This window comes from Agrobacterium vitis (genome assembly GCF_037039395.1).
In the GTDB taxonomy this organism is placed as follows: domain Bacteria; phylum Pseudomonadota; class Alphaproteobacteria; order Rhizobiales; family Rhizobiaceae; genus Allorhizobium; species Allorhizobium vitis_E.
Map to the genome: position 1 here is coordinate 2,612,287 of NZ_CP146242.1, position 22,084 is coordinate 2,634,370.

24 protein-coding genes and 1 pseudogene are annotated in these 22,084 nt (G+C 58.6%); 8 read left to right on the top strand and 17 right to left on the bottom strand.

The features are described 5' to 3' along the window. Window positions 1–52 precede the first annotated feature (52 nt). The 16 genes and pseudogenes from ybgF to ruvC form a co-directional block, all read right to left on the bottom strand. Window positions 53–1,065 (bottom strand): annotated as a pseudogene (gene ybgF / locus V6582_RS14560) (tol-pal system protein YbgF). 215 nt (window positions 1,066–1,280) lie between these two features. Further along, a complete protein-coding gene (pal, locus tag V6582_RS14565) occupies window positions 1,281–1,814 on the bottom strand; it encodes a peptidoglycan-associated lipoprotein Pal (RefSeq protein WP_156633958.1) in 534 nt (177 codons plus the stop codon). Window positions 1,815–2,045: 231 nt separating this feature from the next. After that, window positions 2,046–3,353, bottom strand: coding sequence for a Tol-Pal system beta propeller repeat protein TolB (gene tolB, locus V6582_RS14570; protein WP_156633956.1), 1,308 nt, complete (start codon window positions 3,351–3,353; stop codon window positions 2,046–2,048). Between the two features lie 52 nt (window positions 3,354–3,405). Further along, window positions 3,406–4,575, bottom strand: coding sequence for a hypothetical protein (locus V6582_RS14575; protein WP_156633954.1), 1,170 nt, complete (start codon window positions 4,573–4,575; stop codon window positions 3,406–3,408). 9 nt (window positions 4,576–4,584) lie between these two features. Beyond that, the gene (gene tolR / locus V6582_RS14580) at window positions 4,585–5,043 is read right to left on the bottom strand and encodes a protein TolR (protein ID WP_015917019.1); all 459 of its coding nucleotides are present in this window, start codon (window positions 5,041–5,043) and stop codon (window positions 4,585–4,587) included. A 49-nt stretch (window positions 5,044–5,092) separates the two neighbouring features. After that, window positions 5,093–5,812 (bottom strand): protein TolQ, encoded by a 720-nt coding sequence (gene tolQ, locus V6582_RS14585; RefSeq protein WP_015917018.1) that lies wholly within the window; start codon window positions 5,810–5,812, stop codon window positions 5,093–5,095. A gap of 529 nt (window positions 5,813–6,341) precedes the next feature. Beyond that, window positions 6,342–6,791: a tol-pal system-associated acyl-CoA thioesterase gene (gene ybgC, locus V6582_RS14590; RefSeq protein ID WP_156633952.1), complete on the bottom strand. Its 450-nt coding sequence runs from the start codon at window positions 6,789–6,791 to the stop codon at window positions 6,342–6,344. Beyond that, the gene (locus V6582_RS14595) at window positions 6,788–7,363 is read right to left on the bottom strand and encodes a DinB family protein (protein WP_156633950.1); all 576 of its coding nucleotides are present in this window, start codon (window positions 7,361–7,363) and stop codon (window positions 6,788–6,790) included. Before V6582_RS14595 ends, ybgC begins: the two co-directional genes overlap by 4 nt. After that, window positions 7,353–7,862 carry an NUDIX hydrolase gene (locus V6582_RS14600; protein ID WP_156633948.1) on the bottom strand — a complete coding sequence of 170 codons (510 nt, stop codon included), beginning with the start codon at window positions 7,860–7,862 and terminating at the stop codon, window positions 7,353–7,355. The genes V6582_RS14595 and V6582_RS14600 overlap by 11 nt, the downstream gene beginning before the upstream one ends. Then, window positions 7,859–8,317 carry an NUDIX hydrolase gene (locus V6582_RS14605; protein WP_156633992.1) on the bottom strand — a complete coding sequence of 153 codons (459 nt, stop codon included), beginning with the start codon at window positions 8,315–8,317 and terminating at the stop codon, window positions 7,859–7,861. Before V6582_RS14605 ends, V6582_RS14600 begins: the two co-directional genes overlap by 4 nt. 61 nt (window positions 8,318–8,378) lie before the next feature. Beyond that, entirely contained in the window at window positions 8,379–9,269 is an 891-nt protein-coding gene (locus tag V6582_RS14610; RefSeq protein ID WP_156633946.1) for a metallophosphoesterase, read from the bottom strand. Continuing rightward, a complete protein-coding gene (gene ruvB, locus V6582_RS14615) occupies window positions 9,266–10,309 on the bottom strand; it encodes a Holliday junction branch migration DNA helicase RuvB (protein WP_015917012.1) in 1,044 nt (347 codons plus the stop codon). The genes V6582_RS14610 and ruvB overlap by 4 nt, the downstream gene beginning before the upstream one ends. Next, window positions 10,306–10,704, bottom strand: coding sequence for a PIN domain-containing protein (locus V6582_RS14620; protein WP_070166690.1), 399 nt, complete (start codon window positions 10,702–10,704; stop codon window positions 10,306–10,308). The genes ruvB and V6582_RS14620 overlap by 4 nt, the downstream gene beginning before the upstream one ends. Further along, a complete protein-coding gene (locus V6582_RS14625) occupies window positions 10,701–10,961 on the bottom strand; it encodes an AbrB/MazE/SpoVT family DNA-binding domain-containing protein (RefSeq protein WP_060718209.1) in 261 nt (86 codons plus the stop codon). Before V6582_RS14625 ends, V6582_RS14620 begins: the two co-directional genes overlap by 4 nt. Before the next feature lie 69 nt (window positions 10,962–11,030). Further along, window positions 11,031–11,648, bottom strand: a complete 618-nt coding sequence (ruvA, locus tag V6582_RS14630; protein WP_070149812.1) for a Holliday junction branch migration protein RuvA — start codon at window positions 11,646–11,648, stop codon at window positions 11,031–11,033. A 25-nt stretch (window positions 11,649–11,673) separates the two neighbouring features. After that, window positions 11,674–12,183 carry a crossover junction endodeoxyribonuclease RuvC gene (gene ruvC / locus V6582_RS14635; RefSeq protein WP_156633944.1) on the bottom strand — a complete coding sequence of 170 codons (510 nt, stop codon included), beginning with the start codon at window positions 12,181–12,183 and terminating at the stop codon, window positions 11,674–11,676. Window positions 12,184–12,387: 204 nt separating this feature from the next. Between ruvC and V6582_RS14640 the strand changes: the two genes are divergently transcribed. The 3 genes from V6582_RS14640 (at window position 12,388) to V6582_RS14650 (ending at window position 15,611) form a co-directional block, all read left to right on the top strand. Further along, a complete protein-coding gene (locus V6582_RS14640) occupies window positions 12,388–13,404 on the top strand; it encodes an LLM class flavin-dependent oxidoreductase (protein WP_156633942.1) in 1,017 nt (338 codons plus the stop codon). Between the two features lie 137 nt (window positions 13,405–13,541). Further along, complete coding sequence (locus tag V6582_RS14645; protein ID WP_156633939.1) at window positions 13,542–14,360, top strand: outer membrane protein; 819 nt, start codon at window positions 13,542–13,544, stop codon at window positions 14,358–14,360. A 264-nt stretch (window positions 14,361–14,624) separates the two neighbouring features. After that, on the top strand, window positions 14,625–15,611 hold the full coding sequence (locus V6582_RS14650) for a sterol desaturase family protein (protein WP_156633936.1): 987 nt from the start codon (window positions 14,625–14,627) through the stop codon (window positions 15,609–15,611). Here the strand turns inward: V6582_RS14650 and V6582_RS14655 are convergent. Then, window positions 15,548–16,138 carry a DoxX family protein gene (locus V6582_RS14655; RefSeq protein ID WP_156633935.1) on the bottom strand — a complete coding sequence of 197 codons (591 nt, stop codon included), beginning with the start codon at window positions 16,136–16,138 and terminating at the stop codon, window positions 15,548–15,550. The genes V6582_RS14650 and V6582_RS14655 overlap by 64 nt on opposite strands. A gap of 297 nt (window positions 16,139–16,435) precedes the next feature. On the opposite strand from V6582_RS14655, the gene V6582_RS14660 reads away from it, so the two are divergent. The 5 genes from V6582_RS14660 (at window position 16,436) to V6582_RS14680 (ending at window position 22,068) form a co-directional block, all read left to right on the top strand. Beyond that, complete coding sequence (locus V6582_RS14660) at window positions 16,436–17,614, top strand: phosphoserine transaminase (RefSeq protein WP_156633933.1); 1,179 nt, start codon at window positions 16,436–16,438, stop codon at window positions 17,612–17,614. A 98-nt stretch (window positions 17,615–17,712) separates the two neighbouring features. Continuing rightward, the gene (gene serA / locus V6582_RS14665) at window positions 17,713–19,308 is read left to right on the top strand and encodes a phosphoglycerate dehydrogenase (protein WP_156633931.1); all 1,596 of its coding nucleotides are present in this window, start codon (window positions 17,713–17,715) and stop codon (window positions 19,306–19,308) included. Window positions 19,309–19,521: 213 nt separating this feature from the next. After that, window positions 19,522–20,940 (top strand): cytochrome ubiquinol oxidase subunit I, encoded by a 1,419-nt coding sequence (locus V6582_RS14670; protein ID WP_156633929.1) that lies wholly within the window; start codon window positions 19,522–19,524, stop codon window positions 20,938–20,940. Continuing rightward, window positions 20,930–21,934 carry a cytochrome d ubiquinol oxidase subunit II gene (cydB, locus tag V6582_RS14675; RefSeq protein WP_156633927.1) on the top strand — a complete coding sequence of 335 codons (1,005 nt, stop codon included), beginning with the start codon at window positions 20,930–20,932 and terminating at the stop codon, window positions 21,932–21,934. The genes V6582_RS14670 and cydB overlap by 11 nt, the downstream gene beginning before the upstream one ends. Next, window positions 21,934–22,068, top strand: a complete 135-nt coding sequence (locus tag V6582_RS14680) for a DUF2474 domain-containing protein (RefSeq protein ID WP_139190353.1) — start codon at window positions 21,934–21,936, stop codon at window positions 22,066–22,068. The genes cydB and V6582_RS14680 overlap by 1 nt, the downstream gene beginning before the upstream one ends. Window positions 22,069–22,084: the final 16 nt, after the last annotated feature.

Below are 22,084 nucleotides of genomic sequence, written 5' to 3' on the forward strand. Positions count from 1 at the left end.
CCCAGTCGGTTGTGGCCCGGAAGCTGTGGTTCCAAACCGGTGTCGGGCAGCATCAGCAAGCCAGGCGCTTCTGCTCGCTGGCGGCCTTGTTCTGGACGGCCTTGGAGGCGTCAGGATAGCGCTTGTTCACCTCGCGCAAGGTGGCGCAGGCGGTGTCCTTGTTGTCGAGGGCCGCCAGTGACATGCCGAGTTTCAGCAGCATTTCAGGCGCCTTGGGCGATTTTCCATAGCCCTGATAGGCTTTGAGGAAGGTCTCAGCCGAATCCTTGTAACGGGCCTGCGAATATTGCGCTTCGCCCAGCCAGAAATTGGCGTCGGCGGCCTTGCCGCTTTTCGGATAACGGCTGATGAAATCGCGGAATTCGCCTTCCGCCGCCTTGTAGTCACCCGATAGCACATGGCTATAGGCAATCTGGTAGAGATCCTGCTCGCCGCCGAGTGATGCGGTTTTGGTTCCGCTCTGGCCGGCAGGTGCCGTACCCGGCAGGGTGCTGGCGTTGGAACCAGTCGAACCATTGACGCTGGCACCGACCGGATTGCCGCTCTTGTCCATTTCGATCGAGCCCAGCGTCATTTCGCCGGGGGCTGCTGACCGACCGGAGCCCGCCGGGCTTGTGCCTTGATTGGCGGCCTGGCTGCCAGCGGTTTCGCCGATGATCTGGCCGACGCCATCACCGCCCCCAGCTGGCTGGCGCGCCGCTACCGACGGGCTGGCCTGGCCGGGGGAGCCTGCGTCACTTCTTTTTTTTCTAGCTCCTGGAATCGGAATTCATTGTCTTCCTGCGCCTTGCGGATGGTTTCCTGCATTTGCAGCAGCTGGTAGCTCATGTCCTCGATCCGGCCGTTCAACTGACGAATCTGGTCCTGCAATTGCTGGACTTGAACAATATCATTGCCCTGCTGCTGGACCTGCTGCACCGGCATGTCGCTGACTGGCGCTGGTGGCGTGTTCTGACGTTCGAAAAGCGAAAAGGCCAAGGCACTGCCCCCCGCCTGGACGCCGAGGATTGGGGGGGCGAGGATTGCAGCCATTCCCACCATCCCGGCCACGACAAGTCTCTTCATCGATGTGGTTCCTGTTTTCCGTGTTATCGCCCGATTGATGTGCGCCCGTCAGGCTTTGCTGCCGAATATCGACCGCAAGCCTGCGATGTCTGCCAATAAAGCTTTTCTCTGTTCTTTGCAAAAAGCAACCGAGTTCGGCCAAAGTGTGAAGAAAACAAAAGGGCGGCCCGAAGACCGCCCTGTTTCTGTCATGAATGCAGGCACGATTTCGTGAATTACATTCCAGCGCCGCCGAGAACCGTAACGGCACGGCGGTTCTGCGACCAGCAGGAAATGTCGTCGCAGGTGGCGACCGGACGTTCCTTGCCGTAGGAAATCGTCTTGATACGGTTGGCCGGAATGCCGCGCGATACAAGATAGGCCTTGGTGGAGGCGGCACGGCGGGCGCCGAGCGCCAGGTTGTATTCGCGGGTACCGCGTTCGTCGGCATGGCCTTCGACGGTGATCGGATACTGCGAATAACGCTGCAACCACTGAGCCTGGCGGTCCAGCGTCTGCTGGGCGTCGGCACGGATAGAGGTTGAGTCGGTGTCGAAGAAGATCCGGTCGCCGACATTGACGGTGAAGTCCTGGGTCGAGCCGGGTGTTGCAGCACCTGCGCCGCCAAGGCCAAGCTCGGACGCGCTATTGGGCATGTTCTTCTTGGAAGCGCAGCCAGCCAGCGCCAGCGTCATGGCGACAGCGAGAATGGCGGGGTTGCTGGCAAGCTTTTGCATGCGGCTCATTACCGGGGTTACAGTGCGGCTCATGGCCGATCTCCTTGCAAGTAGTGTGGGGCAGTCATTGTGCAGTGATGGTGAGCAGCCGGTCAGGCGGCCCGTGTGAGCAGTGCCGATTGACGCTGGTGTCAATCGTGGTTGCCGAACTCTAATCAATCCTGGTTAACCGGAAGCAAACGGTCATGGTTAATCTTTACTTAATTCATGACCGTCCTTCAAATGCAATCGCCTTCCGACGGATGCCGGAAGGCGATGCGCATGCTATTCGAGAAGCGGCGACCAGGCTGGGTCGGACGCAAAGCTCGGTGTCTTGACCAATTGCTCGTTGTATCCGGTCAGATCGATGGAATAGAGCTGCGGTCCGCCGGAGCCGGCCGCCTGGCGGAAGAACATCAGCACGCGGCCATTCGGCGCCCAGGTCGGGCCTTCGTTATGGAAGCCGGTGGTCAGAAGCCGCTCACCCGAACCGTCCGGCTTCATCACGCCGATCGAGAAGGAGCCGCCCGATTGCTTGGTGAAGGCGATCAGATCGCCGCGTGGCGACCAGACCGGGGTAGAGTAGGAGCCTTCGCCAAAGGAAATGCGGGTCTGGCCGGAGCCATCGGCATTCATCACGTAAAGTTGCTGGCGGCCGCCACGGTCGCTTTCAAACACGATCCGGCGTCCATCCGGCGAATAGGATGGCGAGGTATCGATCGCCGCCGTGCTGGTCAGCCGGGTGGTGGTGCGCGAGCGCAGATCCATCGTGTAGATGTTACTGTTGGCGTCCTGTTGCAGGCTCATGATCACCCGCTGACCATCCGGCGAGAAGCGCGGCGAGAAGGTCATGCCTGGGAAATTGCCGACCACTTCGCGCTGTCCGGTTTCCAGTTGCAGCAGGTAAACGCGCGGCTGGTTGCCCTCGAAGGACATGTAGGTGACTTCCTGGCGGTTCGGCGAAAAGCGCGGCGTCAGCACCAGATTGGCGGTATTGGTCAGCATGCGGACATTTTCGCCGTCCTGGTCCATGATGGCCAGCTGGCGCTTGCGGTCGGTCTTGGTGCCGCTTTCGGCCACGAAGACGATGCGGGTATCGAAATAGCCCTTTTCACCGGTGATGCGTTCATAGATCGCGTCGGCGATGATATGGGCGACGCGCCGCCAGTTTTCCGGCTGGGTGTAGAATTGCTGGCCGCTCATCTGCTGGCCCGCATAGGTGTCCCACAGGCGGAATTCGGCGCGCAAGCGGCCATCGCCTTCCTGGGTGATACGGCCAACCACCAGCGCCTGGGCGTTCAATACCGTCCAGTTCTGCATGTTGGGGGCCTGATCGGGATTGATCTGCTTGTCGATGAAGGCGCCGTGATTGACCGGAGCGAACAGGCCGGAGCGCTTGAGATCGGCCTCGACCACGGCCGAAATCTTCGCGCCGATGCCATTGGCCGACAGGAAATCGGGAATGGCGATCGGCATCGGCTCGACATTGCCCTTATTGATGTTGATCTCGACCAGCGCCATGGCCGGCGTGGCAAAGGCGCCCGCCATGCCGACGAGGACGATCAGGATACGCAGGAGTGAGAATGTCTTCATAAGGGCAAGCCTTTCAGCTTCTACATGAATTCGTGTGGGCATGAATTCGCTTTTACATGAATTCGCTTGGATCGAAGTTGACGACAACCTCTGACCAGGCATCGTATTTTTCAACGGGCAGGTTCTTGAACGGCACGGATTTCAGAATGGCGCGGCGCGCACTTGAGATCATCACCTGTTGGGCGCTGGGCGATCCGCCGGTGGCCGTCACTTCCGGCTCGCCGATCAGATTGCCGCTCTCGTCCAGCTTGAAATGAGCGCGAATCACCATGCCCTGGGCATCGCCCATGCCTGACAACACCGACCAGTTGTTCTGGATCGCGCCGCGCAGGGCGTCCATTTCACTCTGGCTGAGTGTCGAGCCACCGGTGGTCTTCTTGCCGCCCAGCGCCGCCTGTTCGGTGGAGCGTTTGGCACCGCCACCGGCTGCATCGGTCTTGTTGAGCAGAGCGGCGATCTCGTCGGCGTTGAAGTCGCTTTCCTTGGACGATTTCGCCTTCGCCGCCTGCTGGTTCTTGTCAGCCTTCTTCACATCCGGCGCCTTGGCGGCCTCGGTCTTCGGCTTGGCTTCCGTCGGCTTCGGCTCAGGCGTCTTGGTTTCCGCAGGCTTTGGCGGCTCCGGCTTCGGCTTGGACGCGGGCAGGGGAACGCTGGTCGGCAGTGGAATGTCTTCGGCTTTGGCGACTTCCTGCGGCTTGGCTTCCGGCTTTGGCTCGGGCTTGGCCTCCGGCTTTGGCGGCTCAGGCTTCGGCGGTTCAGGCTTTGGCTCGGGCGTCGGGGTCGGCACGTCCTTGGGCACCGGCACGGCTTCCTTGGAAGGGGCTACCGCCGTCTCTTCCTTGGCAATTTCCTTGACGTCATTGGTATCGTTGTCCTGCGTCGGCAAGACCTTGTCGACCTTTTCAGGGGCTGCCGCGGTTTCCTGCTGCGACGGCTTTTTCGACGGTGTCGGCGGTGTCTTCATGTCGACTTCGTTGTCGCCCATGTTTTCCGCGTTCTGAACGGTATTCGGCTTCTTGGTCGGGGTGGGCGCCGATTTTTCGCGCTTGGGCGCTTTTTTGTCACCCTGCTGGATCTGGGTCAGTTCCGAAATCGGTACGATATCGACGGGCAGCGCCTCGACATCGGCGACTTGCATGGGCGCAGGCGCGCTAATCGTCACCAGCGCCATGGCCAGCAGCGTTGCGTGCAAAATCGCAGATGTGACGAGACTGCCTTTCATTTCGAAAGATCACTTGTCCTGTTCTTGCAGGGTCACAAGGCCGATATTCTTGTAGCCAGCCGAAGAAATGCGCGCCATGACCTTCATGACCGTGCCATAGGCAGCAGCCGTGTCGCCGCGCACATAAATGCGTTCATTGTAACCCGTGGTGGCGATAGCCTGGAGCTTGGGAACGATTTCCTCAAGCGGGATCGGGCTTTCCTGCAAATAGATTTCGCCAGCCGGATTGACCGAAATGGTGATTGGCTGCGTATCGGAATTCATGGCGCTGGCCTGGGTTTCCGGCAGGTCGATCGGCACGCCGACCGTCATCATCGGAGCGGCAACCATGAAGATGATCAACAGCACCAGCATGACGTCGACCAGCGGCGTAACATTGATTTCGCTGACGGGACCGCGCTTGCCGCCCCGGCGCCTGCTGCCGCGGCGGCCACCGCCGCCTCCATTTGCTCCTACCGACATGCCCATCTGATCAATTCCTTTCGCCGACCTTGCCCAGTCGTTCTAGACTGGAGCCTTATTCCGCCGCCTGGCGAGGCTGGAGCTTCTCATCGATCTGTCGCGACAGTATGGCGGAAAACTCGTCGGCAAAGCCTTCCATGCGCGAGGACAGTTTGCCCGCTTCGCCGGAAAATTTATTGTAGGCGATGACGGCTGGAATAGCGGCGACCAGACCGATGGCCGTGGCCAGCAGCGCCTCGGCGATACCGGGGGCAACAACCGCCAGATTGGTGGATTTCGAACCGGCAATCGCCTGGAACGAGGTCATGATACCGATAACCGTGCCGAACAGGCCGATGAAGGGACCAGCCGAACCGATGGTGGCCAACGAGCCCAGACGGGCTTCGAAATGTTCGGCCTCGCGCGCCATGGTGACATCCATCGAGCGGTCGATGCGCATCTGCAAGCCGATGGGCGAACGCGCGCCGCGCTCAAAGCTCTTCTTCCACTCACGCATGGCGGAAACGAAAATAGCCGCGAGCCCGGTATTGTTGCGCTCGGCCAGCGTGCGATACAATTCTTCCAGCGACTGGCCGGACCAGAACACCTGTTCGAACTGGTCGAACTGGCGGCGCGCCTTGGCGAAGCTGACATATTTGTCGATGACGATGGCCCAGGTCCAGACGGAGGCGCCCAGAAGCCCGATCATCACGATTTTCACGACCCAGCCCGCCTGCATGAACAGGGCCCAAAGGCTCACGTCGTGGCTTGCGGCTGCCAATCCTACTTGTTCCATCGCTACCGTTCCCAAAATCCAAACGCCCGGACGTAAAACAGACCGGGGCGGATTTACAGCTTTATTTGCGCATCACGCGGGCTTGCGCAAACAACGCTGTAACAAATTCGTTTTTCTATGCAATCATATCTGCACTATCAGGCAGTGTGATCGATCATGCACTTGTATGACTGATGTGCAGATAGGCGCGGTGGCGTTTCATCAACGCGATCCGCCATCCCCAAAGCACCCAGCTTGCCTTTTTGCCGCTAAATTTGGTCAAAGGAAGGCGTGCGGCGCACAAAGCACCGCAGGGTTAGTAAGACATCATTATTGTTAACGATAGGTTATCACAGCATATCCAATAATCGCCGCTGGCCGCCTGCAAATGGTAATTTCTGCGCTTGCCTGATGCGTCAGCATTTTCGAACGAAAAACCGCTTCGCACTTTTTCCGAAATGCTTGTGCTCACGTACATTGAAAGTACGCCCCGCTCCGGTTCTCGAAATCACCATTTTCGCCAGGCCAGCAGCAATTCTTGACCAGACTGTCAGCCGGGGGTGAAGCCGAGGAACTTCTCGGCAATCGTCTCGGGCAGACGGCGCGGACGCCCAAATTTGTTAACGACGGCAATCACCACTTTTGCTTCGATCAACCGGCGGTCACCACTGTTGATGGTTTGCCGCAGCACCATCTTGGCGCCCCCGGCCTTTTCGGTGATAGTCTCGATAACAAGGATATCATCCATCCGCGCCGGGCTTTTGAAATCCAGCTCCATGCGATGCACGACGAAAATCAGCCCTTCTTCATCGGCATTGATCAGCTCGCTCTGTTCGCAGCCCAGGCAGCGCAGGTAATCGGTGCGCCCGCGCTCAAGAAAATGCAGATAGCGGGCGTGATAGACCAGACCGGAAAAATCCGTGTCCTCATAATACACCCGTTGGACGAGACGGTGGCCGCCTTCGATCAACTGGCCGGAAATTGAAAATTCGTGGGTCATAGTTTGCCTTTTGAATGACCGAGATCGGCTTCGGTCCAACCCAGCTTTTGCATATCATCGGCCCGGTCGCGGAAATCCGTTGCCGTTATGAACTCGTCGAGCTGGGGCGGCTTGACACTGGTTCCAGCCAGCATGGCATGGACCTGGCCTCTGTGGTGCGTCTGGTGGTGGAACAGGTGGAAGAGAAGATCGTCACACCGTTCAATTTGCAGTCTCGTCCCGCGATGTACTGTGACGTCTTGGACAAGCGCGTCGGCGGTGAGGGCATCGCATAGGCTTAGAAGACGCTGATCGACGGCAGATTGGGCCTTGTGCAGGGTGTCTATCGTTTCAAAAGGCTCTTCATTGTCAAAGGCCGCCGGACCAAGGGTGCCACCTTCCAAGGCGTCAACATAGAACCAATCGACGGTCAGAATGTGGTTGAGCGTTGCCTTGATGGAGGGGAAGAAGCTGGTGCGCGGCGCCTCGAATTCACCCGGTTGAAGCTGCGCGCAGGCACCCAGCAATCTCGCATTGGCCAAGGTATTGTTGCGGGCCATCTTGCGAAAGATACGGCAGGGATCAATGGTCATGGCTGTCCTCATCCACAATCAAGTGTTCAACGCGTTCGGGAAGATTGCCCATGAAGCGACCCAGGAATGCGGGCCTGACATCATAGGTATTAAAGGCGGCAGCTGTTGCGGGAATCCAGCGAAACAGAACTTCCGTTGGCCCATCAATCACACAATGCACAATGTCATTTGGGTGGAAGGGCAGCGGTGTTTCGACTTTCAAAAGATAGAAGAAACCGAGCACGTGGGCTTTATAATCACCAAAGGAATAGAAATTTTCGACTGTCCAAAGCAGACGCTCAATCTTGACGGTGCGGTTAATCTCCTCGTGCATCTCACGGATGATTGTTTGCTCACTGTTTTCGCCAATTTCGGCGCGACCACCGGGCAATGACCAATAAGGATTGTTTGCACCCTTTTGCACCAGCAAATGGCCGTTTTGCAGGATCACGCCCGCCACCCGGAAGGTAAACAATTGCGGCTTTTTATCCAGCCGGATCATGTGGCGTTCAACGGTCATTTGTCGTCCAGATTGCCATCGTTCCACACCAGATGGCGGGAGGTTTGGGGCAGGTTTTCAATCTCGTCGGCAATGAAATAGGGTGGAATATCCAGTGCGGTCAACGCCTCTTTGGTGGCGCGTGCCCATTTGAATTCCAGCGCGTTCTTGCCATCCTGAATGCGGTGGATGATCTCGCTTTCATGAAAGGCAAGCGTATCTGGCAGCTGCATGAGGTAATACATGCCCAGTTCATGCCAATCCCGGCCTTCATAATGGAAAAAGCTCTCGACGCTCCACAACAGGCGATCAACCGTGGCTTCCAGCCCAAGCTCTTCCATCATCTCGCGCTTCAGCGTGGTCTCAGAAGGCTCGCCCACTTCCGCCCGGCCTCCGGGAAAGGTCCAGAATTTTTCATGCACGGCGCGATGCACCAGCACATGGCCGTTGCGAAAAGCCAAGCCCGCAATACGCATCTGGAAGATGCGGCTCTGCTGTTTGATGCGGATGCGATTGTCTTTCGGCACGTTCCTGCCCTTATACCAAGTCGATCACAAGGATTTCCGGCGGTGAGCCGAACCGGATCGGTGCGACGGAACAGCCAAGTCCGCCCGAGACGATGATGTTGCGGCCACCTTCCTCGCGATGGCCATAGACATAACGCGAGCCGAAGCGCGACGGCACGACCGGTGTCCAGCCGAACAGATTGACCTGGCCGCCATGGGTATGGCCCGAAAGCGTCAGCGAGACCCGATCCGGCACGGTTGGAAAAATATCCGGTTCATGGGCCAGCAGGATGACCGGAGCATTGTCCGTCACCTTGACCAGCGTGCCGGGCAGGTCATCGAGCCCACGGATTCGATGATTGCCGGAGAGATAGGCCCATTGGTCTTCCAGCCCGGCCACCCAGAAAGGCTGATCGTCCGACCCCAGCCGCACCACGCTGTTCGACATGGCGTTGATGCCGACGCTGCGCAGCGCCCGATGGGCCATGGTTTCCGGCAGGCGTTGAAGCTGCGCCTCGGTATCTTGCCACCAATCGTGATTGCCGCAGACGGCATGGACGCCATAGGGGGCTTTCAAGACGGACAGGGCCTTGGCCCATTGCTCCGGCGGCACCACGCCGGTTACCAGTTTCATGCCGGACATGTAATCGCCCAGCAGCAGGATCACATCGCCGCCCAACGTATTGGCATAGTCGCAGATCCTGGCGATCCGCTCGGCCGGCATCCAGGGCTCACAGGCATGAAAATCGGCAAGCGCAACAATCCGCAGGCTTTGGCCCTTCGGCCAGCCGGGCGGGGAGAGTTTGTAGCGCGTGGTTTCCAGCCGCAGCAGCGGCTCCACTGCACCGGCATAGCCGCCAAGCGACAGAATGCCAGCGGCGGTGCCTGCCAGCAGCTTGAAAAACGTCCGTCTGGTTATCAATCGTCATCCTCAAGGGTCAGGCGGAACTGCGCGGCCTCCATGTCTTTCGGCGGCATCAGGCCCAGATGTTTCCAGGCAATCGCGGTCAGAACGCGGCCACGCGGCGTGCGCTGGATAAAACCCTGCTGGATCATATAGGGCTCGATAATATCCTCGATGGCGTCGCGTGGTTCGGACAGGCCAGCGGCAATGGTTTCAATGCCGACTGGACCCCCACCAAAATTGACGGCAATCATGGTCAAATAACGAGTGTCGAGCTGATCGAGGCCCATATTATCCACAAGTAACCGCGTGAGCGCCTCATCGGCGATCTCGCGGGTGACGGCGGGGGCACGGGCAACTTCGGCAAAATCGCGCACCCGGCGCAGCAACCGCCCGGCAATGCGCGGCGTGCCGCGGGCGCGACGGGCAATTTCCCGCGCCCCGTCATCGGTCATGCCAAGCCCCATCAGGCGCGCACCGCGCCGCACGATAAGCTCCAGTTCTTCGACCGTATAGAAGGACAGCCGCACCGGAATGCCGAACCGGTCGCGCAAGGGCGTGGTCAACAGGCCAAGCCGGGTGGTGGCGGCGACCAGGGTGAATTTGGAAAGGTCGATTTTCACCGAGCGCGCCGCCGGGCCTTCGCCGATGATCAGGTCGAGTTGGAAATCCTCCATGGCCGGATAGAGAATTTCCTCCACCGCCGGGCTCAAGCGATGGATTTCATCGATGAACAGCACGTCACGCTCTTCCAGATTGGTGAGGAGGGCCGCGAGATCCCCCGCCTTGGCAATCACAGGACCGGACGTCGAACGGAAATTGACACCGAGTTCCTTGGCCATGATCTGCGCCAGCGTCGTCTTGCCGAGGCCGGGCGGGCCGACGAACAGCACATGATCCAGCGCTTCGCCCCGGTTCTTGGCGGCTTCGATGAAGATCTTCAGATTGGCACGGGCCTCCGCCTGGCCGGTAAAGTCGTCCAGCGTCTGCGGCCTGAGCGCCGAATCGACGTCTTCGCCGCGCTTTTCCGGGGTGAGGACAGGGTTTTGAGCGCTCATGCGAGGAGTTCCATATGGGGGACGGTTCGTGCGGCTTTCCGGTCGAATGTCATGGTCGTCCGGCACCCAAGCTCCCTGTTCTTGAGAGCAATGAAAATATCGGCAAATTCCTCGCTGCTGCGATCCATTTCATCCAATGTCAGTTCTATGACATTTTCGTCTTCAAGCACGAGATTTTCAGAATCGAGAAATCCGGATAGGATGATCTTCAATTCTTCTTTTGACATCTTGACCTGCCGACGTGCCGTCCAGATGAATTCCAGCAAAACCGCGCTATTGACGAAGCCGGGTTGGTCCTGGGTCAGGCTGTCGGCCAGTGCAAGCGCCTGTTTGGTTTGAATGTCATCGTCCTGCATGGTGAGACGCAGCAGAATATTGGTGTCGATGCCGATCATTCTCGGCCCATCACGTGGTCCACGATGGCGTCACCGATCGCCTCATCCATCTCTTCAATCGTCAGGGTGGGCATGCCTGGACGATGCAGGATACCAGCCAGATCGATCAACCGCTTGTTCTTGGCTTTCAGCGTGACCTCACCGTTTTTCACCACGTAGCGAATCCGGTCGCCGGGCTTCAGCTTCAACAGCTCCCTGATTTCGGCTGGGACCGTGGTTTGACCCTTGGAGGTCATGGTTGCGTAGAAGACGTTCATGCGGACCCTCCCGCTCTAAATTTCCTTACTTTTTGACAATAGTAAGGAATCCCGCCAAAAGCAAGGAAATCACCGCGATAGCTCCTTCAAGCCCAGCCGGATCAGCTTGGCACTGTCTGCACCTTCACCACCATTTTTCAACGCGGCGGCGATGGCATTGGCGGCCTGGTCGCGGGAATAGCCGAGATTGGTCAGGGCTGACACCGCATCGGAAACCGGGGCGGAGGCAATGCCTTCGCCCAGTTCCTGCTTGAGGCCGATGGCACTTCCGGCATCCCCAGTGAAGGCCGGAGCCTTGTTCTTCAATTCGGTAACGAGGCGCAGCGCCACTTTCGGGCCGACACCAGGGGCTCTGGCAATGGCGGGTTTGTCCTGGAGGGCAATGGCATTGGCCAGTTCGGAAGGGGTGAGGGTGGCCAAAATCGCCAGCGCCACCTTGGCGCCGACGCCCTGGACACTTTGCAGGAGATTAAACCACTCCCGCTCCAGCGCACTCATGAAGCCGAACAATTTCAGCTGGTCCTCGCGCACATAGGTCTCGATGAACAGCACGATGGCTTCGCCGGGTGAGCCCAGCCGCGCCAGGGTGCGTGACGAACAATGAGCGACGTAACAGACGCCGTGCACATCGACCAGCACATGGTCGTCGCCGATCTCATCAATGGTGCCTTTGAGCTTGCCGATCATATACGATATCCAATGAAAAGAGAGATTATCCCGCCAGCGCCCGGCGCATCCGTTCACCACCGCGATTATGCGCGTGACAGATGGCGATGGCCAAGGCATCGGCCGCATCATTGCCCTTGAATTCGGCCTTCGGCATCAGGATCTTCAGCATCATATGGATCTGCTGCTTATCGCCATGGCCGACGCCGATCACCGCTTTTTTCACTGCATTCGGGGCATATTCCGCCACCGGCAATCCGGCACGGGCAGGCACCAGCATGGCAATTCCACGCGCCTGGCCAAGCTTCAGTGTCGCTACCGCGTCCTTATTGACGAAAGTCTGTTCCACCGCGGCTTCATCCGGCTGGTGAAGATGCACCACATCGGCCAGTCCATCATGCAGCTGGCACAGTCTGGAAGCCAGATCCATATCGCCATCGGAGGTTACCGTACCGGACGCGATGAAGCGCAATGAATTGCCCAACGTCTCGATAACGCCCCAGCCGGTGCGGCGCAGGCCCGGATCGATGCCGATAATACGAATCGCGCTTGTCATGGAAAAATCCTAATCCTTTTCAAGCCAGATTTGCCAGCAAAAAGTGAACAAAACAAAAACATTCACTGTGGATTGGGCGTCGATTTGCTCGTGTTCGCAGAGCCTGTCTCGTAAAGATGTGATCTGGTCTTCCTTCTACCGCCTCTGGTATTGGCATCAGCAGTACATAAATAAAGTGATATCCTCTCATCTGGAGCGCGCTTTATGACTTCTGGAAAAACCGTGCCGATTTCCATTCTGGACCTTTCGCCTATCGCAGAAGGGCAGAGCGTGTCGGATGCGCTTTCGGCCTCGCGGCGCATGGCCGTTGCGGCTGAAGAGCATGGTTACACGCGGTTCTGGCTGGCCGAACATCATGGCATGCCGGGCATTGCCAGCGCGGCGACCTCAATTGTCATTGCCCATGTCGGGGCTGCAACCAAACGGATTCGCATTGGCTCCGGCGGTATCATGCTGCCCAATCATTCACCGATGGTGATTGCCGAGCAATTCGGTACGCTTTCGGCGCTGTTTCCGAGCCGGGTCGATCTGGGTCTCGGTCGGGCGCCTGGCACCGATATGCGCACGGCCCGCGCCTTGCGTCGCAATATGGAGGCGGGCGTGGATAACTTCCCCCAGGATATTCAGGAGCTGCAATTGCTGCTGGGGCCGCCGGTTGGCGATGGCAGCCTGATTGCGGTTCCCGGTGTGAATAGCGATGTGGCGGTGTGGTTGCTTGGCTCCAGTCTTTACAGCGCCCATCTGGCGGCGGCGCTGGGTCTACCTTATGCGTTTGCGTCACATTTCGCCCCCGATCAATTGTTCGAGGTGATCTCGATCTACCGTGATCGGTTCCAGCCATCCGAGACCCTCGACAAGCCCTATATGATCGTCGGTGTGATGGGCGCTGTGGCCGAAACGGATCAGGAGGCGCGGCGTCTGTTTACCTCCGCCCAGCAGCAATTCATCAACCTGCGGCGCAATGTGCGCAGCCAGTTTCCTCGCCCGGTCGAGACCATGGAAGGGCTGTGGAGCGAGATGGAACGCTTTGGCGTCGAGCATACGCTGCAACATGCCGTGGTGGGCGGCCCGGCGACGGCGGCTGAAAAGCTGTCTCGCTTCCTGAAAGATACCGGGGCTGACGAGGTGATTGTCTCCATGCCGATCCACGATATCGAGGCACGGTTGACATCGGTCCGGCTGTTTGCCGATTTGCAGCGTCAGGCCTGCGAGGCGGCGTGACGGCATGAAAAACGGCGAAATGCGATCCCGGCATGGTTAAGCAACAGGCTTAATAAGGTCTTAACCTTTGCCCTTCATTATCCAGGGTTGAAACCTGGGGCGCGGCCCCGTCATTCTTTGATTTTGGGGCCTTTCTCATGAAAAGACATCTATTGGCACTGTTTGCCGCCGGCATTCTGGCCGGTCCGGTAAACGCCGCCGACGTCTATCAGCCAGAACCGCCGCCGCAGGACGCTCCCGAAGTGCGGGTTGCTGATACGTCCGGCTGGTATCTGCGTGGTGATATCGGCTACTCCTTCAATCAGTTGCGCGGCGCGACATTCTACCAGGGCTCCAATGCCAATCAGGCCAGTTTCGACCGGCATGATCTCGATAACAGCTACACGCTGGGAGGCGGGGTTGGATACCAGATCAACAGTCATCTGCGCACCGATGTAACCTTCGACTATCTCGGCAAGTCGGATTTCACCGGCTCGACCCGCGGGTCCTGCGGTGTCTCCAGCGCCTGTACCTCGCGTGACCTGTCCTCCTTGCAGGCCTATACGCTGATGGCCAATGCCTATGTGGATCTCGGCACCTACGCCTCGTTCACGCCCTATGTCGGCGCGGGTATCGGCGGGTCCTACGTCAAATGGGACAAGCTGAAAAACACCTCCTGCGCCGATGACGGCAGTGGTTGCGATGGCAGCGAAGAGCATGGGGGCCGGGGTAGCTGGCGCTTTGCCTATCAGCTGATGGTCGGCACCTCGATTGATATTACCTGCGACTGGAAGGCCGATATCGGCTATCGCTTCCGCCAGACGACGGGTGGTAGCATGTTCGGCTACAAGGCCAATGGCGGTCCCGGCAGTGACAAGGGCTTCTACAGCCACGACCTGCATGTCGGCGCCCGCTACCAGTTCGGCGGCTGCCCGACGCCGGTTGCTTATGAGCCGCCACCTCTCGTCTATAAGTGATCGGGCTTAAAGCCTGAAAATGCCTGCTGGTCTGGAGAGGACCGGCTCGATTTTAAAAAGGCGCCGTGCGTTCGAAAGGACGCACGGCATTTTGTTGTTTTGCATAACTGTCTGCCCCCTTGCATTTCCAGCACTGTCCCATAAAGCTAACGGCACAGGAACGGCTGCTTGGCGAAGGATCTCGTCCGTCAATGGGCTTTTCTGCCCGGATTTACATCAGCCCCGGTTTTGCATCACCACTGTCAATCTCGTTGAACGGTCAAAATGAAAATACTCGCTTCCTTCCTGGTGTGGCCGGGCGTGTTTGTGTTCGGGCTGACGGGCTCCTATTTCGCTTTTTCCAGTTCTCATCCGCTGCTTGGCTTCGTTGCGGTCTATCTCTGTGCTTTCGGTCTTCTGGCGCTTAGTGAGCGGTTCCTGCCATATGAGCCGACCTGGCTGGAAGGCGATGGCGAGACCGTCAACGATGTCGCCCATACGCTGTTGACCAAGGGCCTGGTTGAGTTTCTGTCGGGCCTGACGGTGATTTTTCCCATGGCCGCCGCCCGGGTGTTGCAACCGCTGACGGCGTTGGAATTTCACCTTTGGCCAACAGGCCTGCCCATGGTGTTGCAGGTGGTTTTGGGGCTGGTCGTTGCTGAATTCGGTCTTTACTGGGCACATCGGATTGCCCATGAACGGCTGTTTTTCTGGCGGTTCCATGCGCTGCATCACAGCGTTTCCAGGCTCTGGGTGGTCAATACCGGGCGTTTCCATGTGATGGATTCGCTGTTCAAGGTGGCGCTCAGCCAGCTGCCGCTCTACCTGCTGGGCGCGCCTGTGGCCGTCTTTCTCTGGGTTGGTGCGGCCACCGCGTTCATCGGCATCCTCACCCATTGCAATGTCGCGGTGCGCACCGGTATTCTCGACTTCGTGTTCAGCACGCCGCGCCTGCATCGCTGGCACCATTCAAAGATTTTGCGCGAAGGCAATACCAATTACGGCGAGAACCTTGTCCTCTTCGATCAGATATTCGGGACCTATTACAATCCCGAACACGGACCCAGCACCAATATCGGCATCAGCGGCACGGTGGCCAAGGGCTTTGTCGGTCAATTGGTCCAGCCCTTCACGGTGAAGGGCCAGCGGCAGATTCTTGGGGCTCGGCCGGTCGAGGAGGGGGCGCTCGCACCCCCCGATGTCGTTGCTCAGAATTCGCGCTTGACCAGCAGCCTGTCCACCGACAGCGCTCCGCCACCAAAGGCCGCATAAAACAGCGCGCCGCCGGTCCAGAACAGCGAGGCAAGCTCGGCCTTGGTCTGCACCTGTTCCAGGAAGGCGGTGCCGCCATCGGCAAGCCGTTTGACGGCTTCTGGGGTAAACAATGTTGCGCCGCTTTTAAGGGCCTCGATACCCTCTTGCGTCAGGAATGCATGGCCGTAGGGGAACTGGGTGTGAAACCACAGGGTAACCGCCAGCATGATGCCATTGGCGAGTGCGACTGGCCGTGTGAAAAGCCCGATCATGATCAGGAACCCACCGAAAAATTGCATGGCGGCCAGCATCGGCGACCAGAGCCAGCCCGGATAGAATCCAAGATTTTGTACGAAACCGATCTGGGCCATGGGCGCCATGATCTTCGGATAGCCCTCGATGACAAGCATGGCGCCGATGGCAACCCGAAACGCGGTGAAGGCCAGGGGCTCGGCAAATCCCTCATAGAATTTTCCGAGGACCGGCAGAAACAGCCGGGTTTTAGGCGGTGTGCCAGGCGCGGAATAAAGTGTTTCGGTTGTCATAGCGAACCTCAATATGTTTCACATTGCGTGTAGGCTGATGTTGCATGGGGCTGGCTGGCCGTGATTGATCTCGGTCAATAAAGTTCACGCAATCCGGGCGCGGGCGCTATCCGTTGCGCGTCTTTCGCGCAGAAACCGGCCTTTCGGAGAGGCCACCTTTGCGGCGGATTTGGCGGCGGCAGATTGTCGCTGCTGGGCCGATAAAAGTCGCTTGACGAAAATCGCGAACTCGATTAGCAACGACGGCGGGACACCTCTCCCCAACGAGAGGCCATATACCTGGAAGGGTAGTTTGTTATGGTTGATATTACTGCACCCGCCGTACGTCCGGCGAATACGCATTTTTCGTCTGGCCCTTGCTCGAAGCGCCCCGGTTGGTCGCTTGAAGCACTCAGCGATGCCCCGCTCGGTCGTTCGCACCGCGCCAAGGTTGGCAAAGACAAGCTGAAGCTGGCCATTGACCTCACCCGTGAAATTCTGAACGTTCCTGCCGATTACCGCATTGGTATCGTTCCCGCATCTGACACTGGCGCTGTTGAAATGGCGCTCTGGTCCTTGCTGGGTGAACGCGGCGTGGACATGCTCTCTTGGGAAAGCTTTGGCGCTGGCTGGGTGACCGATGTGGTCAAGCAGCTCAAGCTTGCCGACGTTCGCAAGTTCAATGCCGATTACGGCCTGTTGCCAAACCTCGCTGATGTCGATTTCGACCGCGATGTGGTCTTCACCTGGAACGGCACCACCTCGGGCGTTCGCGTTCCCAATGCTGATTTCATTCCCGCTGACCGCAAGGGTCTGACCATCTGCGATGCGACTTCTGCCGCATTTGCGCAGGAGATGGATTTCTCCAAGCTCGACGTTGTCACCTTCTCCTGGCAGAAGGTTCTGGGCGGTGAGGGCGGTCATGGCATGTTGATCCTCAGCCCCCGCGCCGTTGCGCGTCTGGAAAGCTATGCACCGGCTTGGCCGCTGCCGAAGATTTTCCGTCTGACCTCTGGCGGCAAGCTGATTGAAGGCATCTTCAAGGGCGAAACCATCAACACGCCGTCGATGCTTTGCGTTGAAGATTATATTGATGCGCTTCAATGGGCGAAGTCGCTCGGCGGTCTGGATGCGCTGATTGCCCGTGCCGATGCCAATGCCAAGGTGATCTTCGATTTCGTCGCTGCCAATGACTGGATTGCCAATCTGGCGCAGGTTGACGAGACCCGCTCCAACACGTCGGTGTGCCTGACCATTGCCGATCCTGACGTTCTGGCTCTGCCCGCTGAAGAGCAGGCGGCTTTTGCCAAGGGCATTGCAACGCTTCTGGAAAAGCAGGGCGTGGCCTATGACATCGGTGCTTACCGCGATGCGCCTGCTGGCCTTCGCATCTGGGCTGGTGCCACCATTGAGACCGCCGACATGCAGGCTTTGATGCCGTGGCTGACCTGGGCTTACCAGACCCAGAAGGCAACGCTGGCCAAGGCTGCTGCTTAAAGCTTTATTCGGCCTCGCGATTGAGCGAGGCCCACTTCCCCATTCATGCTCGTTACAAACCTGATCGTTACCAACGAACTCTTTTAGGAGGCCTCGTCATGGCACCTCGCGTTCTCGTCTCTGATGAATTGTCAGAAACCGCCGTCCAGATTTTCCGCGATCGCGGCGTTGAAGTGGATTTCCAGCCGCAACTCGGCAAGGACAAAGACAAACTGGCTGAAATCATCGGCAATTACGATGGTCTGGCCATCCGTTCGGCCACCAAGGCCACGGAAAAGCTGATTGCCGCCGCCACCAATCTGAAAGTGATTGGCCGCGCTGGTATCGGCGTCGATAACGTTGATATTCCGGCCGCATCGCGCCGTGGTATCATCGTGATGAACACGCCGTTCGGCAATTCCATCACCACGGCTGAACACGCCATTGCGCTGATGTTTGCCGTTGCCCGCCAGCTGCCAGCTGCCGATACCTCCACGCAAGCTGGCAAGTGGGAAAAGTCGAAGTTCATGGGTGTTGAAATCACCGGCAAGGTGCTGGGTGTGATCGGCGCTGGCAATATCGGCTCCATCGTTTGCTCGCGTGCCATTGGCCTGAAAATGCATGTCATCGCTTACGACCCCTTCCTGTCGGCTGAACGTGCGCAGGAAATGGGCGTGAAGAAGGTTGAGCTGGACGAGCTGCTGGCTCAGGCCGATTTCATCACCCTGCATGTACCAATGACTGACAAGACCCGTGGCATTCTCGGCAAGGACAATCTTGCCAAGACCAAGCCCGGCGTTCGCATCGTCAACTGCGCCCGTGGTGGCCTGGTGGATGAAGCCGCTTTGGCCGAAGCCATCAAGTCCGGCCATGTTGCCGGTGCCGGTTTCGACGTGTTCGAAGTGGAGCCCGCCAAGGAAAGCCCGCTGTTTGGCCTGCCAAACGTGGTTTGCACCCCACATCTGGGCGCATCCACCACCGAAGCACAGGAAAATGTCGCCCTGCAGGTGGCCGAGCAGATGTCGGATTACCTCGTTAACGGTGCGGTTTCCAACGCCATCAACATGCCGCCGATTACCGCGGAAGAAGCACCGCTTTTGAAGCCGTTCATTCGGTTGGCTGATGTTCTCGGTGCTTTCGTCGGCCAGGTCACCGATGGTGCCATCAAGGAAATCGAAATCCTTTATGACGGCCAGACGGCAACCATGAACACCAAGGCGCTGACCTCTGCGCTGCTGGCCGGGCTGATCCGCTCCCAGGTTGCCGATGTCAACATGGTGTCGGCACCGATCATGATCAAGGAAAAGGGCATTGTCCTGTCTGAGGTCAAGCGCGACAAGACCGGCGTTTACGACGGCTACATCAAGCTGACGGTGACCACCGAAAAGCAGACCCGCTCGATTGCCGGTACGGTGTTCTCGGATGGCAAGCCGCGCTTCATCCAGATCAAGGGCATCAACCTCGACGCCGATGTTGGTCCGCACATGATCTACATTTCCAACACCGACGTTCCCGGCATGATCGGCTTCATGGGCACCACACTCGGCAATGCCGGCGTCAACATCGCCAACTTCCAGCTGGGCCGCGATAAGGAATCCGGCGATGCCATCGCGCTGCTCTATGTCGACGGTCCGGTCGAACAGACTGTTCTCGACCAGCTGACCGCCAACCCGGCGATCAAGCAGGCTCGGCTTTTGACCTTTGCAGTCGAATAAACCCGCCTTACGAGATAATGGACAATGACAAGCCCGGCGCGGAGATCTCCGCGCCGGGCTTTGTCTTGAAACCGTTTTGACTTAACATTCGTCAATGTGTCGCATGGCGGCTTGTCGCATTGATCTCATCCGCATCTGTTCTATTTTGAATTGAGGTCGTTTCCGTCATGCCTGTTGCTGTCGGGTCCGGGTCCATTGAAGAGGTGCGCTGCCATGTTCGATCATTTCGATGCCGTTCTTCTCGCGCGAATACAGTTTGCCTTCACGGTTTCCTTCCACATCATCTTTCCTGCCTTCTCTATCGGGCTTGCCAGCTATCTGGCGGTGCTGAACGGGCTTTACCTGCGCACCGGAAAACAGGTCTATTTTGAGCTGTTCAATTTCTGGAAGACGATCTTCGCCGTTGCCTTCGGCATGGGCGTGGTGTCGGGCATCGTGATGTCCTATCAGTTCGGCACCAACTGGTCGGTGTTCTCAGACAAGGCCGGGCCGGTGATCGGGCCGCTGATGGGCTATGAAGTGCTTACAGCCTTCTTTCTGGAGGCAGGCTTCCTTGGTGTGATGCTGTTCGGCTTGCAGCGGGTCGGGCCGAAGCTGCATTTCTTCGCCACCTGCATGGTGGCCTTCGGCACGCTCATTTCGGCGACCTGGATTCTCGCCGTCAATTCCTGGATGCAGACGCCGGCCGGTTTCGGTATGAACGACAAGGGCCAGTTCATTCCGCTCGACTGGTGGGCGGTGATTTTCAATCCGTCCTTTCCCTATCGGCTGGTTCATATGGTGCTGGCCGCCTATCTTACCACGGCGCTGGTGGTTGGTGCGGTTGGCGCCTGGCATCTGCTGCGCAAGACCGCGCCGCGCCGGGCGGGCAAGATGTTTTCGATGGCGATGGGCATGGTCGCCGTGGTTGCGCCGATCCAGATCCTGGCCGGTGATGCCCACGGTCTGAACACGCTGGAACATCAGCCGGTGAAAATCATGGCGATGGAAGGTCATTATGATAGCCATCCCGATGGCGCGCCGCTCATCCTGTTCGGTATTCCCAATCCCGCTGAAAAACGGGTGGATTATGCCATTGAGGTCCCTAAGCTCTCCAGCCTGATCCTCAAGCATGACCTCAATGCGCCAATGGCCGGGCTGGATACGGTGCCGGATGAGCTGGAACCACCGGTCGCGGTGATTTTCTGGTCGTTCCGCGTCATGGTCGGCCTGGGCTTTGCCATGCTGGGGCTGGGTCTCTGGAGCCTGTGGGCCCGCTATCGCCGCACGCTCTATAGCAATGACTGGCTGCATCGCGCCGCTTTTGCCATGGGACCCGCTGGCTTCATAGCGGTGCTGAGCGGCTGGATCACCACCGAGGTGGGTCGCCAGCCCTATACGATCTACGGTCATTTGCTGACCGCGCAGTCCCATTCGCCAATTGCAGCCCCTGCGGTTGCGGCATCGCTGATCGCTTTCATCGTCGTCTATTTCTTCGTGTTCGGGGCCGGAACCTTCTACATTCTTCGGCTGATGGCACGGTTGCCGCGCGATCCGACGCCGGAAATCGGCGATGCACCGCTGCGCAGCGCCGGTATCACGCCGGGGCCTGCTCATCACACCCAAGGCAAAGGAGGCTCCCATGCCGTTTGATTATGCGTTCCTCTGGGCCGCGATCATCGCCTTTGCGGTGCTGGCCTATGTCATTCTCGACGGTTTCGATCTCGGCGTCGGCCTGCTGTTTCCGTTCTTCAAGAGCGAGCATGACCGCGACCAGATGATGAATTCGGTGGCACCCGTCTGGGATGGCAACGAGACCTGGCTGGTGCTGGGCGGTGGCGGTTTGATGGCGGTGTTTCCGCTGGCCTATGCCACTATCCTGCCGGCGCTTTACATGCCGATCATCCTGATGCTGCTCGGCCTGATCTTTCGCGGCGTCGCCTTCGAATACCGCTGGCGCACACGGCGCTGGAAGGGCGTTTGGGATATCGGCTTTACCGGCGGCTCGCTGGTGGCTGGCTTTTCGCAGGGCGTGGCGCTGGGGGCGCTGGTGCAGGGCATTCCGGTCGTTGACCGCGCCTATGCCGGTGGCTGGTGGGACTGGCTGACGCCGTTTTCGATTGCGACGGGCGTTGCCCTGGTGTTCGGCTACACGCTGCTGGGCGCCACCTGGCTGGTGTTCAAGACGGTCGGGCCGCTGCGCGCCCAGGCACAACGCTATGCGCTTGCCGCCGCCGTGCTGACGGTGGGGGCGATGGGTGTGTTCAGCCTGTGGACACCGTGGTTGAAGCCACATTATCTCGACCGCTGGTTCACCTTTCCGACGGCGGTGTTTTCCGTCATCGTGCCGGTGCTGGTGCTCGGCTGCCTCTATCTGGTGTTCAAAGGGCTGCGCGACGGCAAGGACTGGCTGCCGTTTGCCGCCTCGCTCGGTTTGTTCGTGCTTGGCTATGTCGGCATCGGCATCAGTTTCTATCCCTATATCGTCCCGGCCTCGGTAACGATCTGGGAAGCGGCGGCGCCCGATACCAGCCTGAAATTCCTATTGGTTGGGGCGGCTATTCTTGTGCCGATCATTCTGATCTATACGACCTATGCCTATTGGGTTTTCAGAGGCAAGATCGATCCGGAAGAAGGGTATCATTGATGGCGCAAGACATTGGGACAGAACCAAAATCCCTGAAACAGAAGATCCTGTGGTTTGCGATTTTCTGGATTGTCGGCGTGGCGGTGGTGGGCGCGGTCGCCGCCTCCATCCGGCTGGTGCTGATGCAATCATAAGGTTAGCCCGTTTTTT